Source organism: Streptomyces ambofaciens ATCC 23877, from assembly GCF_001267885.1.
Taxonomy (GTDB): domain Bacteria; phylum Actinomycetota; class Actinomycetes; order Streptomycetales; family Streptomycetaceae; genus Streptomyces; species Streptomyces ambofaciens.
Genome location: NZ_CP012382.1, coordinates 8,244,229 through 8,260,796, shown reverse-complemented (window position 1 = coordinate 8,260,796; position 16,568 = coordinate 8,244,229). Strand labels below are relative to the sequence as shown.

Here is a 16,568-nt window from a genome sequence, read left to right as displayed (position 1 = left end):
GCCCGCCCATCGGGGTAGGCGCCGCTTTGCGCGGGTCAGTGGTGCGCGGCGGCGTCGCTGTTGGGGTGGAGGGGGAAGATCGGGTCGAGGCCGTCCATGTGCAGCATGTGCAGGGTGTAGTCGGGGACGGCGGCGAGTGCGATACCGATCGGCGTGGGCGGTGTGGGCGTGGTTGCGGGCGGCGATCAGGGGGTGATGCCGCTGAAGCTGCAGACCTAAAGACCGGTCAGGTCGAAGACGAGGCGCTGGCCGGGCTGGAGGGTGAGGGTGGTGGTCAGTTCGCGGAGTTCGCCGGCGGTGGCGTGGTCGAGGTCGCCGCTGAGTCCGCAACAGGTCCTGATGTGGCGTGGTGGGTGGTGGTCTTCAGCGGGCTCATTTGGTGGTTTCGGTTTGAGGGGCGGGGGCGGGGACGCCGAGGGCGAGGAGGGCGGTGTCGTCGTCGAGGCCGTCACCGAAGTCGTCCAGCAGACCGGTGAAGGCCTGGATCACGTCATGGGCGGGTCTGCCGGCGTGGTCGGCGGCGAATGCGAGCAGGGCCTCTTCTCCGTAGAGGGCGGTGCGGTCCGCGCCAGTACGGGCCTCGGTGAGGCCGTCGGTGTACAGCACCAGAGTGTCCCCGGGATCGAGGACGGTGGTGGCGGCGGTGAAAGAGGCGGCAGGCAGGACACCGACGAGGAGGCCACCGGGAGTAGGGAGGAATTCGGCCTTCCCGTTGCCGCGTAGGACGAGGGCCGAGGGATGGCCGCCCGAGGCGAGATGGACCGTGACCCGCCCGGTGGCGGAGTCCGGTTCGAGGGTGCCGAAGATGGCAGTGCAGTAGCGCGGATCACCGCCGGTGTAGCGCTCGTGGAGGACCTGGTTGAGGGTTCTCAGGGCGGAGACGGGCTCCGGGTCGTGCAGGGCGGCGGCGCGCAGGGTGTAGCGGGTCAGTGAGGTGACCGCGGCGGCCTGGGGGCCCTTGCCGCACACGTCGCCGAGGAAGAAGGCGAAGCGATCGGTGTCGAGGGGGAAGAGGTCGTAGAAGTCACCGCCGAGCCGGTCCGGGGAGGCGGTGCGGTAGTGGGCGGCCGCCGCCACTCCCGGCACCGGGGGCAGGGTGGCAGGCAGCAGCGACTGCTGCAGTACAGCCAGGGCGTCCTGCAGCCGGGCGCGGCCAGCCTCCGCCTCCTTACGCGCCTCTTCCGCCTCTTTGCGGGCTCGCAGGAGTTCCTGCTCGTAGGCACGGCGGTCGCGGGCGTCGAACACGGTGGTGCGGATCAGCTGGGGTTCTCCGCTGCTGCCGTGTTTGACGACGGAGGAGACCAGGACCGGTATGCGGTCGCCGCCTGCCTGCTTGATCTCCAGGGCGATGCCATTGATCTCGCCCTGCATCCGCAGCAGCGGTGCGAAGTGCGTCTCGTGGTAGAGCTTGCCGCCCACGGTCAGCAGGTCCGTGAACCTCATCCGGCCCACCACCGCCTCACCCTTTAAGCCGAGCCAGTCCAGGAGAGTGGTGTTGATCTTGGCGATGGTGCCGTCCATCAACGTGGACAGATACCCGCAGGGCGCGCTTTCGTAGAGTTCCTCGACGCTGTCCTCCAGCAGCGCGGCGAATGCCGCGTCCGGTGTTCTGTTGTTGTCTGCGTCATGCGGGCCGGGCTCCTGCCCAGTGCGGCGCATCACCGCAGGCGCGCCAGAAAGTCGGTGATCGCTTCATTGGTGGCTTCGGGTGCGGACAGGTGCGGGCAGTGCCCGGTCGCGTCGAGTGTGACCAGTTTCGAGCCGGGGATCGTCTGGTGGACGAAGGCGCCGACCTCCCGGGGAGCGATGACGTCCTGGGTGCACTCCAGGATCAGCGTCGGCACCGTCACCGCCTGCAGGTCGTCCCGTGAGTCCGACAGGAACGTAGTCCGGGCGAAGACACGGGCCATGTCCGGGTCCGTGGCGCAGAAGCTGTTCTTCAGCTCCTCACCGAGCTCGGGCCGGTCCGCGTTCCCCATGATCACCGGTGCCATCGCCGCCGACCAGCCCAGATAGTTCGACTCCAAAGACGCCAGCAGTTCGTCGATGTCCTCGGCGCTGAAGCCGCCCCGGTAGCCGTCGTCGTCGACGTAGCGCGGGGACGGAGCGACCATCACCAGCGCCCCGAGACGCTCCGGCGCCATCCCAGTGGCCAGCACACCGATCATCGCGCTGACCGAATGCCCCACAAAGACCGCATCACGCAGATCGAGCGCCTCACAGACCTCGACCACATCCTGGGCGTAACCGTCCAGCGAGGCGTAGCGGTCCTCTGAGAACGCGGACAGGTCCGAGCGACCCGCACCGACGTAGTCGAACAGCACCACCCGGTAATCGTCGGCCAGGGCGGGCACGGTCAGCCGCCACATGTTCTGATCACAGCCGAACCCATGCGCCAGCACCACCGCCCGCCCTCGAGGGTTACCGGTGACCGTGACGTTGTTCCTGCGTTCGATATCCATCCCCCCACTGTCTCAGGCCCTGTCCACCCCTCGTCACGCCCACGGACCGCCCCGTGCCCCGGCCGGTGGCTTTCATCTGCACCGTGCATGCCCGCTATGCCACGGAACAGGGTTGTCACCCGGACGTCTTGGGGCTGCACGGTTCAGACGGCACCCACGGTGCGGGCCAGGCGCCCCGGGCTCGCCTGGCGGGGCGACGGCGTCCAGTGGGCTTTACTTGTCCGCATCCCTGCGGGGGCTGACGATGGCGGAGACCCGATCGGGGGTGGCGCGGCCGCCCCGGCGGCGCGTGCGGCCGTGCTGTCGCACGGGAGGGGCCCCAACGGTGCCCCGATCCCCTCGCCCGCGGTCCGGGCCCGTCTCACTCCCCCAGATCACGGCGATGTCGACATGTAGTACCGCTGGCGCGCTTCCCTGACGTCCTCCGGGAAGGCATCCGCCAGGCCGGAGTCGGTGTTCGAGTTGTCAAGCTTCTCGATCGCCCTGTGCGCTCTGGGAGTTGCCAGTGGTCCCGGTCTCGGGCAGTGCGGGCTCGCGCCGGTGGAAATCGGCGTGGCGTCCCAGGGAACGCCTGGCCAGCACGACACACACGACGACTGGGACCAGGCCGCGTGAACGAACACGGCGCGCGCCGGACCGACAGGGGCAGCAGGGCCCGTGGAATGGAGGGGCCGGTTCCCGGACTTCGCGGCCGCGCATCCCGAGTACGGTCTGGGCCCCACGCCGGAGCAGGCGAGGGCGCAGTCCGACCTGCTTCTTCGGACCCGTCGTTGTGAGGCGCACCCTTTTCCGCCACGCGTGTGATTCCGGGATTGGCCTCCACGGCGGTGGGCATCCCTGCCATGGGGCGGCTGTAGCAGTGATTCGTTCCCCCACGGCGCTGCACAGCCGCTCCCAGCCCTCTGCATGTTCCGTCTGCCCGGGTGACGATGGTGTGTGGCCGCCCGAGCATGCCGATGCCGCGTCAATCCCGGCCCCGTGGGGGCAGCGAAAGGACCACAGTCCAGCCTGCCGCGGTACCAGGCCTCATCGCACGGCGTTGTCCAGACATGATCCGCAGCAGCAAGAAAAGCGAGCCGGTCTTCGCCCAACTGACCGGGGCCTACTGGCTGAACGACGCGCTGTCGTGCCCGTGGTGCACCGCGCTGCACCAGTCACACCCCTCACCGTCGTACACGCCCACCGCCGCAGATTCGCGTGCCGGCAGCACCTGAGCCGCATCCGGGACGTGATGTTGACCGTGGCCACACTCACCGTCACGGCCGCGCTCGTCTTCTCACTCATGCCCTGACACCCTCCACCCGCCCGCGGGAAAGGAGGCGCCAGGCGGTGGACTCTGCCTGTCGTACCCGGCCCGTGGGCGAGCGGCTGCCGTGCCCGGTTCCGCAGGGAGGGAGCCCGCCGGCTCCGCCGCGCTGGGGCGTGGGCACACCTCGGCAGGTCTAGCCGCTCCCGCGAGCCGGCAGGGCTGTGCGGACGGGTGAACGGGCGTGGGCGAGGTAGGCGGCGCACAACGCCTGGCCTACCGGGCAGCGAGTGCGCCCGCACATGGTGCAGCCCTGGATGTGGTCGACGTACCTGCGGTACCGGGCCCCCTGCAGAGGGGTGGGATCCGTGCCGGTCTCCATCATCGATTCGCCTCCCCAGTGATAGACCGAACCAGACGCTACGGCTTGCCGCCAGTGATGAAAGGGAGTTGCTCCAGACAGCACGCTGACGGGCGAGGGCCGCCTTCGCAAACATCACTCCCGGGCCTGTGGCGGAAAAATGCTCCCTTCGCTGACCGGCTGGTCGTTTCCATACAGGCGAAGCTGCCGTCGTCAGCGGGGTCTGGGGCAGTACCGGCCGTGGCGCGGTGCGGGCGGTGGGCCTGTGACTGCGGCCGGCGATCCGGGAATGGGGGCGGGCCGCGGCCGCGGGAGGGTGGTCAGCCTGAACTGCCTGTCGCCGACATCTGCAGATGAGTGGCGGCTTGTTCTCGCCTGGCCGAGTTGTTCGCTGTATGACCACGGCGGCGGGGTCCGCGCCCGGTCTCGGTGCTCAGCCCGGCCGTGGGCGGGCCCGTCGCTGTCCGGCGGCCGGGGAGCCGATCTTGAGGACCTCGTCTGTTGCCGGGCGGCCTTCGGCCTCACCGTCCCCGGCCGCCCGGCCCCCGGATGGGGCCGCCTCACCATGTACCGGCCTGGGCCACGGCAGGCCCTCAGGGGCAGTCGGCGGAGCCGCGGACCGCGAGCCAACCCAGGAGGGCCGCGCCGCTGTCCCCGGAGCGGGGGCAGAAGCTTGTCCGCCATCGAGTTGCGGTGCGCGCATCCACGTCGGGCGTCCTCGGATGGGACGGTCGTACACGGGGCAGGACGTTGCGCCCCGTATGCACCCTGTGCCCCCGGTTCACTCCATCAGGGCTGACCTGTGCGTTTCCGGGCCCATGGGTTCTCCTCTCTCCCAGGATCGGTCTGCGGCAGGTACCGCGGGCGGCATCTTCCTTGCGCTTCGTGGTGCTTGCCGCGTGGGTGTAGCGACGAACAGGAGAGGGGGATCGGCGTGCATCTGACTCCACATGAGCAGGAGCGTCTGTTGGTCCACGTGGCGGCTGACGTCGCCCAGCGGCGGCGTGAGCGCGGTCTGCTGTTGAACTATCCCGAGGTCATGGCGCTGTTGACGGCGCACGTCTACGAGGAGGCGCGGGCCGGGGCGACGGTCGATTCGGTGATGGAGTCCGGGCGCCATGTGCTGCAGCGCAGCGAGGTCATGGACGGCGTGCCGGAGATGGTCGACAACGTCCAGGTCGAGGCGACGTTCCCGGACGGGACGAAGCTGGTGACCATCAGCGATCCGTTCGATGAGGCGTCTGCCGAGGTGGACGTGCATCCGGGCAAGCACGAGTTGCTGCCGGACGAGGACGAGCACCGGGTGGTTTTCAACGAGGGTGCGACGGCGGTGCCGCTGGTGGTGCGCAATCCCAAGGACCGTCCGGTCCAGGTGGGGTCCCACTTCCACTTCGCCGAGGCCAACGAGGGGCTCAAGTTCCGGCGCGAGGCGGCCCACGGAATGCGGCTGAACATCCCGTCCGGTACCTCCGAGCGGTTCGAGCCCGGTGACAAGCGCACCGTGATGCTGGTGCCGATCGCCGGTGAGCGGATCGTCCACGGGCTCCAGGCCGACAAGAGCGAAGAGGAGAAGCACCTCGATGCCGGACAGGACTGAGAAGGACAAGCCCTGGGACCCATTGCTGCGTTCCCGCTACGCCGACCTGTACGGCCCGACCGCGGGCGACCGGGTCCGGCTCGCCGACACCAATCTCGTGCTGCGCATCGACGCCGACTGGTGCGGTGGCCCGGGGCGCAGCGGCGACGAGATGGTCTTCGGCGGCGGCAAGGTGATCCGTGAGTCGATGGGCCAGTCGCACATCCCCCGCGACGACCCCCGCGAGCCGGTGGACACCGTGATCACCGGTGCGCTGATTTTGGACCACTGGGGAGTGGTCAAGGCCGACGTCGGACTGCGCGACGGCCGCATCCGTGCCATCGGCAAGGCGTACAACCCGGAAACCATGACGCCGCCCGACAACGACGACCCGCGGGCGTCGGCCTTCGTCGTGGGCCCGGAGACGGAAGTGATCTCCGGCAAGGGCCGCATTCTGACCGCGGGCGGCGTCGACACCCACGTGCATTTTCTGTGTCCGGAGCAGATTCACGAGGCGGTCGCGTCGGGGGTGACGACGCTGATCGGCGGTGGTACCGGCCCGGCCGAGGGCAGCACGGCCACCACTGTGACGCCCGGCAAGTGGCACATCCAGCGGACCTTCGAGGCGCTGGACGCCTTTCCGGTGAACATCGGTCTGCTCGCCAAGGGCAGCACCGTCTCGAGGAAGGCGCTGCACGACCAGGTCGCGGCCGGCGCCCTCGGCTTCAAGATCCACGAGGACTGGGGTGCCACTCCGGCGGTGATCGACGCCGCGCTGAGCGTGTGTGAGGAGACTGGTGTCCAGGTCGCGCTGCACGCCGACTCGCTGAACGAGGCCGGTTTCGTGCAGAGCACCTACGCCGCGACCAAGAAGGACCGCCGGGCCAAGAAGGCGAAGTACCGTAGCCTGCACATCTTCCACATCGAGGGCGCCGGCGGCGGCCACGCCCCCGACATGATCAGCCTTGCCGGCAAGCCCAATGTGCTGCCCGCGTCGACGAACCCGACTCGGCCCTTCACGGTCAACACCGTCAAGGAGCACGTCGACATGATGATCGTGTGCCATCACCTCAATCCGGAGGTCGAGGCGGACATGGCGTTCGCCGACTCCCGGATCCGGCCCTCCACCATGGCTGCCGAGGACCTGCTGCACGACATGGGCGCCATCTCGATGATGTCCTCGGACGCCCAGGCCATGGGCCGCATCGGTGAGATGATCATGCGGACCTGGCAGACGGCGCACGTCATGAAGTCCCGCTACGGCCACCTGCGCGAGGACGACGCGCACGCGGACAACTTCCGTGCCCGCCGTTACGTCGCCAAGTACACGATCAACCCGGCCATCACCCACGGCATCGACCACGAGGTCGGCTCCGTCGAGACAGGCAAACTCGCCGACCTGGTGCTGTGGGAGCCGAAGTTCTTCGGCGTCAAGCCGCACATGGTCATCAAGGGTGGTCAGATCTCCTACGCCCAGATCGGCGACGCCAACGCCTCCATCCCCACCCCGCAGCCCTACCTCCCACGGCCCGTGTGGGGCTTTGAGGGCCGCGCCCCGGCGGCGAATTCCCTCAACTTCGTGGCCGAGGCCGCCCTGGACGGTGAACTCGTCGAGATCGGGCTGCTCAAGCCCCTGCGCGCGATCCGCTCCACCCGGGAGATCACCAAGGCCGACATGGTCCACAACAACGGTGTCCCGAAGATCGACATCGATCCCGACACTTTCGACGTCACCATCGGCGGGGCCACCACCTCCGACGTCCGCACCACGGTCGACGGGCAGGAAGTGGGACGAAACTACGCCACCGAGCTGCCCTTGGCGCAGCGGTACTTCCTGTTCTGACCCTCGCGGCCGGGTCGTGGCGCGCCCGCGCGCGGTCGGCTCGGCTTCTTCGTGCGAAAGGTGGTCCCGTCACCCCATGAGCCGAACTGCTCTGCTCGTCCTGGCCGACGGCCGTTTTCCCGCCGGCGGGCACGCCCACTCCGGCGGGATGGAGGCCGCCGTCGCGTCCGGCCGGGTTCACGACACCGCGAGCCTGGAGTCGTTCTGCCGGGGGCGGCTGCACACCGCCGGACTGGTCGCGGCCGCTCTCGCCGCGGCCGCCGCCGACGGCTACGACGCCCTCGCCCTGGACGAAGCCGCCGACATCCGCACCCCCGTCCCGGCGCTGCGCCGTATCGCACGCCGTCTGGGCCGGCAGCTGATGCGCGCGGCCCGGGCCACCTGGCCCAGCGCCGACCTCGACCACCTCGCCCGACACCGGCCCCAGGGCGCCCACCAGCCGGTCGTGCTCGGCGTCACCGCCCGCGCCGCCGGTCTCACCCCGCTCGACGCCGCCCAGGCCGCCGTCTACGAAAGCGTCGGCGGTCCGGCGACCGCGGCCGTGCGGCTGCTGAGCCTGGACCCGTTCGACGCGACCGGCGTCCTGGCGCGGCTCGCCGGCGAACTCGACACCGTCGCCGACGCCGCGGCCGACGCGGCGGTGCAGGCTGCGGCGCAGGGGGTCGCCGCCCTGCCCGCCGCGTCAGCCCCCCTGCTGGACATCACCGGTGAGCAGCACGCCGCCTGGACCGTCCGGCTCTTCGCTTCCTGACCAGCCCTGACCGTTTCCTGGAGCACCTGTGCATCTCGACCACCCCGTGACCATGCCGCACCGTCACACCCACAGCGCCGAACCGCTGCTCGCCGACGGCAGCCGACGCGCGCTGCGCATCGGTCTTGGCGGTCCTGTCGGCTCGGGCAAGACCGCGACCGTGGCCGCCCTGTGCCGCGCCCTGCGCGACCGGCTCTCCATTGCCGTGGTCACCAACGACATCTACACCCAGGAAGACGCCGCGTTCTTGCGCCGCGAGGCCGTCCTGCCACCGGAGCGCATCACCGCCGTGGAGACCGGAGCCTGCCCGCACACCGCCATCCGCGACGACATCTCCGCCAACCTCGAAGCCGTCGAGCACCTCGAACAGACCCTGCACCCGCTCGACCTGATCCTCATCGAGTCCGGCGGGGACAACCTGACCGCGACTTTCTCCCGTGGACTGGTCGACACCCAGGTCTTCGTCATCGACGTGGCCAGCGGTGACGACATCCCCCGCAAGGGCGGCCCCGGCATCACCACCGCCGACCTCCTCGTCGTCAACAAGACCGACCTGGCCCCCTACGTCGGCGTCGACCTGGACACCATGAGGGCCGACACTCGCAAGCAACGCAAGGGCCTCCCCTACGCCTTCACCAGCCTCACCGCACCTGACGGCGTCCAGCCGGTCGCCGACTGGGTCACCGGCTGTCTCACCGCCTGGCACGCCAACGGATCCACCCGGTGAGCCACACCACCGCGCAGACGCCGGCCGTGATCCCGACGCCGGCCGGCGGAACTCTCAAAGCCGACAGCGGGCCACCCGGCCGGCGCTCTGCCGAATCCGCCCCGGTGCACCCGTCCGGCGTCGTCGCCGCCGCCCGGATCCAGGCCACCCACAACGGCCGCACCACCATGGTCCCGCTCCTGCACAGCGACGGCCCCTTTCACCTGCGCCGGCTACGGGCCCGTGGAGAACAGGCACGTGTCTGCGTGCTCGGTGCGATGAGCGCGCCGCTCGGCGGAGACCGGCTCGCCCTGGACATCACCGCCGAAACAGGCGCCCGGCTGGAGGTGACCAGCGCAGCTGCCACCATCGCCCTGCGCGGCCCCACCACCGCACCGGCCACCTACGACGTGCGGGTCAGGGTGGGCGACCACGCGACCCTGCACTGGCTCCCCGAGCCCTTGATCAGCACCCGGGGCAGCACCCTGCACCAGACGTTCACCGTCGACCTCGCTGCCACCGCCCACCTGCTCATGCGAGAAGAACAGCTCCTGGGCCGCTCCGGCGAGGCGCCGGGCCACCTCACCACCCGCCTGACCGTCCGCCGCGGGGGACGGCCACTTTTCGACCAGTACACCGCCTTCGGCGACCCGGCACCGGCATGGGACGGCCCCGCCGTCCTCGGACCCCACCGCGCCACCGGACAACTCCTCCTGGTCGACCCCACCCTGCGCACTCCCTGGGAACCACACGTCATCGGCAACGACCCAGCCGAGGGACACGCGGTACTGACTCCCCTGGCCGATCCCCAGGCCCTCATCGCCACCGCCGTCGCCCCGACCCCCGCCCAACTGCGCCATCTTCTGGACGCCGCCCTCGCCTACGCCTACGAGCCGCCAAGACCGGAATCCGAAGGCGAGCTGTCTCGGGTAGAGCCAACATCGCCATAAAAGTGCGCAAATCGATCGAAAATGAGGCGAAGTGTCACCACGCCCCCGCCCGCGGCCGCGATGCCGAGCCTCTCTCGCCCCGCAGCTGCGTCGGAACGCGGGACCTTCTCCCGTCGGTTGGCAGACATCCAGTCCTCCATCTGACGGTCTCGGGTGAGGCGGTGGTGCAGCTTGAGGTGATCTGCCGAGCAGCGCGCCCGTGCGCCCCCGCAGGCTCTCTCCCGGCCAAGGCCCGATGCGGGTCACGGTCGACTGCATGGCGGATACAACAGAGCAGGCGTGCGCAGGTCGTGGGGACGGGAGCGACTGCCCGAACGGGGAAACCGAGGAGCTGGTCGACGGCGTCCGGTGCGAAGAGTGCCAGCACCACTGGGAACTGGACGAGACCGAACGGGGCCGGCGTGCAGCCGCAGAGGAGGGGATGACGCGGCCGATGGGGGATCCACGAGAGGCCGGACACGGAACCGCCGCGTAGGCCCGAAGCAGTGGCCGCACGGGGGCGGCCATTGCGTCGGTGTCATCCTGCGGTTGTCCGGCCTGCACCAGGCTCGGGAACAGCACTCGCTTCGATTCTCCTCGAATGCAGGAGAGCGGCTTAGGTCTCCCTTCTAGTCTCCAAAGTGCGAAGGCCAACCTGATACGGGCTGGTCAACCAACGACATCGGAGACTGCTGTGAGGGCGAAGAAACTACTGGTGACCAGCGCCGTGCTGGTCGGAACCGCCGTGGCGGGGACCGTTGCTGTCTCGGTGCCGGCGCACGCCACTGTCGCCTCGGCATCGGCGCATGACGCCCGGGCCGAAGCCCTGGACGGCGGCCCTCCCGGATGGGGTTACGTGCAGACCTTCACCAGCCCGTGGATCTGTCAGGGCACCGGGGACGAGGGTATCGCCGAGGGCAGGTGGACGGACTTCGTGTGCGTGTGGCGAAGCGGCGGCCCGGGCCACCAGGTGTGGGACCTGTATGTCCCGTAGGCCGGTTGGGGCGGTGTGCCGATCTGTGCCGCCGTGCAGGGCTGGTTCTACGTGGCAGCGGTGCTGCACTGGATGAACCCAGGACTGGTGGTCGCGCGTGGCCGCGCTGCTCGAGCCGGGTGGCGTGTTCGCCTCGCGACGGACCGTTTCGGCCAGTCGGCCCGGCTGGGGGCTGTCCGCGCGGTGCGCGCACCGTTCCTCCAGAGTGCCGAGAGGCCCCCTCACGGGACGGGATGCAGTGGTCGGGCACGGAGCTGCAGGGGGCGGAATGGTTCACCAGCGTTGCGCAGTCCGTGATCGTAAGGCGCGTGACGATGGGGCGCCCGCCACTATGCCGGTCGTCCATCGACCGTCTCGTCCTGCCGTTCGCGGAGCGGGAGCAGGTGTTCCGCCAGATCGGGCAGGTACTGCCGGACAGGGGCGAGATGGCCGCTCGTCGACCTCGTCTGCCGTCTCGTGCGTCGGCGCGCCACGAGGGTTGATCGCGCTACCTCGCGCTCCGCGGCCGCGCCGGCAGGAGGCGGTAGCCGGTCGGCCTCGGCGGGAGCGCAACTCTCCGTCCCGGGGTTCGTTGACAGGGAAGGTTGCCGGGCGTTGACTGGCGGGACGGTGGAGGCCGGCCAGACGGGCCAGGGGTGTCAAGGGCCCGCTCGTTTCGGGTCGGGCCCTGCGGGTCGGCTTGTTCCGGGTGAGGGTCCAGGTGGCACCCGGCCGACGCGACGCGACAGGGATGTGGCCCACGAATGATGTATGACCAGGCACGTGCCCAGCAGCCTCCGGGCAAGGGTGTCGGATCGACCGCACGCCCGGCCCGGGGGCCGGAGCCGCTGCTGCCCGCCGACGAGCGGGAAAAGGTTTCCCAGCGCCTGCGGCAGGCCCTCCTCGACTTCGCCGACACCCCGCGGGAGGCGCTGGAAGCGGCCGAGAGCGCCTTCGACGAGGCCACCGCGGAACTCGCGAAGGCGCTCGCTGAACGTCGACGTGTCCTGCGGGCGGAGTGGCAGGACCAGGACTCCGAGGAGCAGGCGGAGGAGTTCCGGCACGCGCTGCGGCAGTACCGGGAGATCACGGAGCGCATGCTGCGTCTGTAGCCGGGGAGCGGCGGCAGGCAGCGGCTGCCGTAGGAGGCGGTCGCCGGGCAGGGTGCGCCTGCGGCACGGCACACCTGGCGTCCGCCGGGGTGGACGTCTTTGAGAGCGCGGTCTGTGCTGGCCTGACCGGGCGCGGGACCGGCTGGCAGCGTCAGCTTCGGCCTGAGGTGTCGGGAATGGTTGGCACTTTCGCTGCCGGTCGGTGTGTTCGTGTCGGGGCGTGCATGATCGAACGCCAGGAGTTCGGGGTCGCCGGACGCGGCACTCCACCACGGCAGGCGGGTCGGTGGTCTGGATGCTCGGCGCGAACCGGGCATGGCGCTGGGCGCTGCTCGTGCGCGATGCCCGGCACGGAGGTGTGCCCGTCGCCGGGGCCGGGTGTGACCGTCCCCCGTTACCGGCCGAGGGCCGGCAACGGGAGCAGGCCGGCGCCCGCGGCACACGTTCAGGACCACAGGCACCTGGCGGCCACCGGCCCCCCGGGGGGACTGCCGGTCACCGCCTGCCACCCCCGTGCCCGGGCGACGGCTTCCATAACGCCGGGCGGAGTGGGTAGACGGTGCTCAGCCCGCGAGAGACGGGACCTGAAAAAGCACAGACTCTTACGACTGAGAGTGACGATCTCCATGTCTCAACCGCTTATGAAGCAGGCGGACGGGCAGGGACCGGACCACACTCTGCGTCGGCACCTGGCCTGGAGCGGTCCCCCGCCTCCGGCCGCCCGGGCACGGGCCGAAGCCGACGCACTGCTGTCCGCCCTGCACCGCACCCACCGGATCACCGTGTCCTCCCGCGCCGCCGACGACGTCCGCCTCGTGGTCAGCGAGCTGATCGCCAACGCCGCACGGCACGCGCCCGGCCCCGGCCGCCTGGAGGTCCAGGCGGCCGAAGACGGCCGGATCGTGAGGATCTCCGTGTCGGACGCCTCCCCCGCCATGCCCCAGCCCCGACCGGCCGACCCCCATCGCGTCGGCGGACACGGCCTGGAGATCGTCACAGCCCTCAGCAGCCGCTTGATCGTCGAGCACGCCGGTGAAGGAAAACAGATCACCGCCGACGTTCCCCTCCACCAGGCCCGTTCCCCCGACACTCCCGGTCAGTACTACATCCACGGAGCGCCCGACGGCACTCTGGGGTAGAAGCCGTACGGCCGCGGCTTCGCCCACACCGGGCGTACGTCGCGGACAGGGCATCCGCAGGGCACGACCGCCCCTGACCAGCGTCGATGCTGGTCAGGGGCGGTCGTGCTCGGAGCGGAGCTTGTGCGCCACCTCGCGGAGTTTGATGTTGTGGTGCTGGGAGAGGCGGCGCAGCACGTTGAAGGCGTCGTCTTCGCTCATGCGGTGGCGTTCCATGAGGATGCCCATGGCTTCGCCGATGGCGTGGCGGGTTTCCATGGCGTGTTCGAGCTGGTCGATGGTGCGGGCGCTGGCCAGGGCGACGGCGGCGTGGGAGGCGAGCATCCAGCCGGCGGTCTCGATGTCTTGGGTGAAGGTGCCGGGACGGCGGGCGTAGAGGTTGAGGGCGCCGAAGTCTTCCTTGTCGGTGTAGAGGAGGATGCCGGTCATGCTGCCGATGCCGAGCTCGCGGGCCGCGTCCGCGTAGGCGGGGCAGCCAGGCTGGGGCTGGGTCATGTCGGTGATGCGGTAGGTGCGCTCACCGCTTTCGCGGCGGGCGAGGTCGTAGCACGGTCCTTCACCGAGCTCGCCCTGGATACGGTCGGAGGCTTCGACCATCTCTCCGCACGAGGACAGCGTGATCGCCCTGCCCTTGCGCACCGCCAGGATCCCGGCCGCGTCGCAGCCCTCGACCAGATCCACCGCTGCCACCGAGATCGCGTCCAGCGTCTCCTGGACCGACTTCTTCTCCAGCAGATCCCGCGCCAGGACAGCCATCTGCTCAGCGAACCTCTGCCACTGCATTGCGCCACCACCCGCCTCGGCGTGCCCGTTGAGCCCTCCGCTCACCCTAACGTTCCAGGGCACGTCCACCGTCGAATGCGCAGCCTGAGCCGGGGCGATAGGGCGGTGCGCGCCCTCCACACCGTCACTCGCCAGGCAGCGAGACGGAGAGGCAGTAGGACGGGGAGGCAGTGGCACGGGAGGCGGTGGGGCAGCCGGCAGGGCCTCCGCGCGTGAGGCGACCGGCACGTCTCAGCAGCGGGTCACCTCTGGTGGGAGCCGGCTGCGGGGGGCTCGCGCCGCTCTGCGTTCAGGCGGCGAGAGCTTCGTCCTCACGCGAGTCGCCGGTGCGGTGGGTGTACTGCTCCAGCAGGGTGTCCGCCGTGAGCAGGGCCTGTTCGGCGGTGCGGGATCCGGTCATCACGCACAGCGTGTAGGTGGCGTCTTCGAGTGCCCTGCTGGTGAAGCCGGTGGGACACACCTCGTGGTCGATGCGCGTCTGGGCGAACCGGGCCAGAGCGGCCCGCAGCTCCTTCTCCGCTGGAAGGATCATGGTGACATCTCTCCCTCGAGCAAAATGTCGGGTGCTTCGCCTCGGCGAGGGCGCCGGGGGCGGTTCCTTGTCTGTGTGTGAGGGCGTTTTTGTGCCCGGCTGGTGTCAGCCGGGCGAGAGAGCCGCGCTGTGGTGGGTGCGGGGCGTTCTAGCAGGCAGCTGCCTCGTCCACCGTCTCCCTTATCTTCAGGACGGTGTCGGCCGCGGTGAGCTGCAGCAGCCTTTTCAGTTGCTGCGCGGGGGCGGCCACGCGGAAGTCGGCTGCCTGGTGGGTGAGGATCAGCAGGTTCAGCAGCGCGGAGTCCGCGAAGGTGATGCCGGAGGCGTCCAGGACCACCTTCGGGTGTTCCTTGGCCGCGGTGTCCAGCGCGTCCGCCAGCGGCGTGACCGTAGACATGTCATAGGGGCCTCGCGCGCCGACCACCCAGGCGCCGCAGCGTTCGTACTGCACCACCGTGGCCTCGTCCGTCCCCTGCAGCCGGCTCCCGTCGGCGCTCCTCGGCCGCCTTGCTACCGCTTCGTTCACAGGCACCTCGGGCCCCTCCTCTGGCTGTCCCGAACGGATCATGTCGTCTGTTGCGCGAAAAGTATGTCATGTATCGGGTGTCGCGCAAAGACTGTCCTTAGAATGCTGTGCATGGTTGAAGTGCCTGGCTCTCACAGCGGATGGACGTTCGTCACCAATCACGCGCGTGTGCTGGCGGCCATCGCCGACAATCCGAACATCCGGATCCGCGACATCGCCGCCCACTGCCGGCTCACCGAACGCGCCGTCCAGCGGATCATCTCCGACCTCGAGCAGGACGGTTACCTCTCCCACACCCGCGACGGCCGCACCAACACCTACCGCATCCAGCCCGACAAGGTCCTGCGCCACCCCGCGGAAGCGGGCCTGCCGGTGGCCGCACTGCTCTCCCTGCTCGTGCAGGACGAAAGCGACCGCACGCGCGAGCCCGGCCGCCACGCATCCCACCTGACCGGTACCGGCGGCACGCGATAGCGAGAGACTCAAGGCGCCGGCCGCGGCACACGGGCCTCGACTCTCGCGGTCACCCCCAGCCCTTTTGGGCGCCGCCGGGCGGGTGGTGAGCCGTGCGCGGGCTGTTGCCGGGGCGATGGTCGACGGCCACTGCGTGAAGGGCGCGGCCGCGCTCTTCACACGAACAGGGTCTTCGGTCGGCGGCGGGGGCAGGGCCAGGCCGGAGGGAGGCGACAGCAGAGGACGTGTCTCTGTTCTTGTCGATCTTGACGTGGGCTTCTTCGTGATCTCCGCCGCGAACGTCCGTATCGACAAGTCGGCTTCCACGCGGACTTTCCCTGCGGTTCCCCGGTCTACGGCTGTCGCCCGGGGGTGTCCTTGCTCTGCTCGTGCTTCCTGCGCCGGTTCCAGTCCTGCAGGGCCACCTCGGCGACCAGCCGGGTGCGCCACTCCTGCAGACGCTTCATCTCGTAGTCGCCGAGGTTCTCGTCGATGCCGTAGATCGTCCCCCGCTCGGCTTCGAGCTCCTCTTCCAGGAGGTCCAGGGCCTCCTGGAGGTCGCCGTTCAGCTCCAGCGCCGTGACCAGGGCCGTGCGTATGGACCGCGTCTCGTCCTTGCGCTGCCAGCCGAAGGCCTGGGACTCGGCATACAGGACTCGCAGCAGGCGTACCCCCTCGGCCGCTTCGCCGTTCTCGGCAAGGAACCGGGCCAGGTACGCCCGCCGGCGGTGGGTGTCGGCGTGGTCGGGGCCCAGCACCCTGGCGGAGTCGTCCGCTACCGCCCGTGCCTCGGCGACGGCGCCGTCCAGGTCACCGACCCTGCGGCGGCGCCAGGCGAGTGCCGATCGGCACCCCAGAGTGCCGGGGTCGTCGGCCCCGAACTCCGCGGTCCGTTCGGCTGCTTCCGCCTCGGCCAGCCGCAGGATCTCGGGGTGCCGTCCTTCGTGGAGGAGCCAGGAGAAGACCCTCGAGTGGGCGGTGAGGGTGTGGGGGTGCCAGCGGCCCAACTCCCGGGTGAGGTAAGCGATGTCCTCGTGCACGTCCGGCCAGGGACGGGCCTCACGCCGCTCCCTGTGCCGGAAACGGCGTCTGACCCGCCAGGTGCGGACAGTGCGCCGCGGCCTGCGCTGCTCCTCACCAGTGTCCCGGTCGCTTTGGCTCTCGCTCATCTCCGTC

16 protein-coding genes are annotated in these 16,568 nt (G+C 70.0%); 10 read left to right on the top strand and 6 right to left on the bottom strand.

All coding sequences use genetic code 11. The features are described from left to right. Positions 1 to 372: 372 nt before the first annotated feature. Together SAM23877_RS35940 and SAM23877_RS35935 are read right to left on the bottom strand one after the other, a co-directional pair. Complete coding sequence (locus SAM23877_RS35940) at positions 373 to 1,659, bottom strand: PP2C family protein-serine/threonine phosphatase (RefSeq protein WP_053125660.1); 1,287 nt, start codon at positions 1,657 to 1,659, stop codon at positions 373 to 375. Next, entirely contained in the window at positions 1,659 to 2,462 is an 804-nt protein-coding gene (locus SAM23877_RS35935) for an alpha/beta fold hydrolase (RefSeq protein WP_053125662.1), read from the bottom strand. The genes SAM23877_RS35940 and SAM23877_RS35935 overlap by 1 nt, the downstream gene beginning before the upstream one ends. A gap of 1,049 nt (positions 2,463 to 3,511) precedes the next feature. Between SAM23877_RS35935 and SAM23877_RS39900 the strand changes: the two genes are divergently transcribed. From SAM23877_RS39900 to SAM23877_RS39895, 9 genes are all read left to right on the top strand, one after another. Continuing rightward, the gene (locus SAM23877_RS39900; RefSeq protein WP_159041949.1) at positions 3,512 to 3,676 is read left to right on the top strand and encodes a hypothetical protein; all 165 of its coding nucleotides are present in this window, start codon (positions 3,512 to 3,514) and stop codon (positions 3,674 to 3,676) included. Between the two features lie 1,327 nt (positions 3,677 to 5,003). After that, entirely contained in the window at positions 5,004 to 5,666 is a 663-nt protein-coding gene (locus SAM23877_RS35925) for an urease subunit gamma (RefSeq protein ID WP_063796763.1), read from the top strand. Further along, entirely contained in the window at positions 5,650 to 7,488 is a 1,839-nt protein-coding gene (locus SAM23877_RS35920; RefSeq protein WP_053125668.1) for an urease subunit alpha, read from the top strand. The genes SAM23877_RS35925 and SAM23877_RS35920 overlap by 17 nt, the downstream gene beginning before the upstream one ends. Positions 7,489 to 7,564: 76 nt before the next feature. Further along, positions 7,565 to 8,239: an urease accessory protein UreF gene (locus SAM23877_RS35915; protein ID WP_053125670.1), complete on the top strand. Its 675-nt coding sequence runs from the start codon at positions 7,565 to 7,567 to the stop codon at positions 8,237 to 8,239. 28 nt (positions 8,240 to 8,267) lie between these two features. Then, entirely contained in the window at positions 8,268 to 8,966 is a 699-nt protein-coding gene (ureG, locus tag SAM23877_RS35910) for an urease accessory protein UreG (RefSeq protein WP_053125672.1), read from the top strand. Further along, positions 8,963 to 9,895: an urease accessory protein UreD gene (locus tag SAM23877_RS35905; protein ID WP_244902873.1), complete on the top strand. Its 933-nt coding sequence runs from the start codon at positions 8,963 to 8,965 to the stop codon at positions 9,893 to 9,895. The genes ureG and SAM23877_RS35905 overlap by 4 nt, the downstream gene beginning before the upstream one ends. Positions 9,896 to 10,589: 694 nt before the next feature. Continuing rightward, the gene (locus SAM23877_RS35900; protein WP_159041950.1) at positions 10,590 to 10,868 is read left to right on the top strand and encodes a hypothetical protein; all 279 of its coding nucleotides are present in this window, start codon (positions 10,590 to 10,592) and stop codon (positions 10,866 to 10,868) included. 743 nt (positions 10,869 to 11,611) lie between these two features. Beyond that, positions 11,612 to 11,959 (top strand): hypothetical protein, encoded by a 348-nt coding sequence (locus tag SAM23877_RS35890; protein ID WP_053125678.1) that lies wholly within the window; start codon positions 11,612 to 11,614, stop codon positions 11,957 to 11,959. Between the two features lie 626 nt (positions 11,960 to 12,585). Continuing rightward, positions 12,586 to 13,098 carry an ATP-binding protein gene (locus SAM23877_RS39895; RefSeq protein ID WP_063796808.1) on the top strand — a complete coding sequence of 171 codons (513 nt, stop codon included), beginning with the start codon at positions 12,586 to 12,588 and terminating at the stop codon, positions 13,096 to 13,098. A gap of 93 nt (positions 13,099 to 13,191) precedes the next feature. Here the strand turns inward: SAM23877_RS39895 and SAM23877_RS35880 are convergent, their stop codons facing one another. The 3 genes from SAM23877_RS35880 to SAM23877_RS35870 form a co-directional block, all read right to left on the bottom strand. Next, positions 13,192 to 13,881, bottom strand: a complete 690-nt coding sequence (locus SAM23877_RS35880) for a GAF and ANTAR domain-containing protein (protein WP_053125682.1) — start codon at positions 13,879 to 13,881, stop codon at positions 13,192 to 13,194. Positions 13,882 to 14,170: 289 nt separating this feature from the next. After that, positions 14,171 to 14,413: a DUF5133 domain-containing protein gene (locus tag SAM23877_RS35875; protein WP_053125685.1), complete on the bottom strand. Its 243-nt coding sequence runs from the start codon at positions 14,411 to 14,413 to the stop codon at positions 14,171 to 14,173. Between the two features lie 148 nt (positions 14,414 to 14,561). Next, entirely contained in the window at positions 14,562 to 14,945 is a 384-nt protein-coding gene (locus SAM23877_RS35870; RefSeq protein WP_053125687.1) for an STAS domain-containing protein, read from the bottom strand. 105 nt (positions 14,946 to 15,050) lie between these two features. On the opposite strand from SAM23877_RS35870, the gene SAM23877_RS35865 reads away from it, so the two are divergent. Continuing rightward, positions 15,051 to 15,413 (top strand): helix-turn-helix transcriptional regulator, encoded by a 363-nt coding sequence (locus SAM23877_RS35865; protein WP_053141976.1) that lies wholly within the window; start codon positions 15,051 to 15,053, stop codon positions 15,411 to 15,413. 332 nt (positions 15,414 to 15,745) lie between these two features. Here SAM23877_RS35865 and SAM23877_RS35860 read toward each other — a convergent pair whose 3' ends face one another. Further along, positions 15,746 to 16,561 (bottom strand): tetratricopeptide repeat protein, encoded by an 816-nt coding sequence (locus SAM23877_RS35860; RefSeq protein ID WP_159041951.1) that lies wholly within the window; start codon positions 16,559 to 16,561, stop codon positions 15,746 to 15,748. Positions 16,562 to 16,568: the final 7 nt, after the last annotated feature.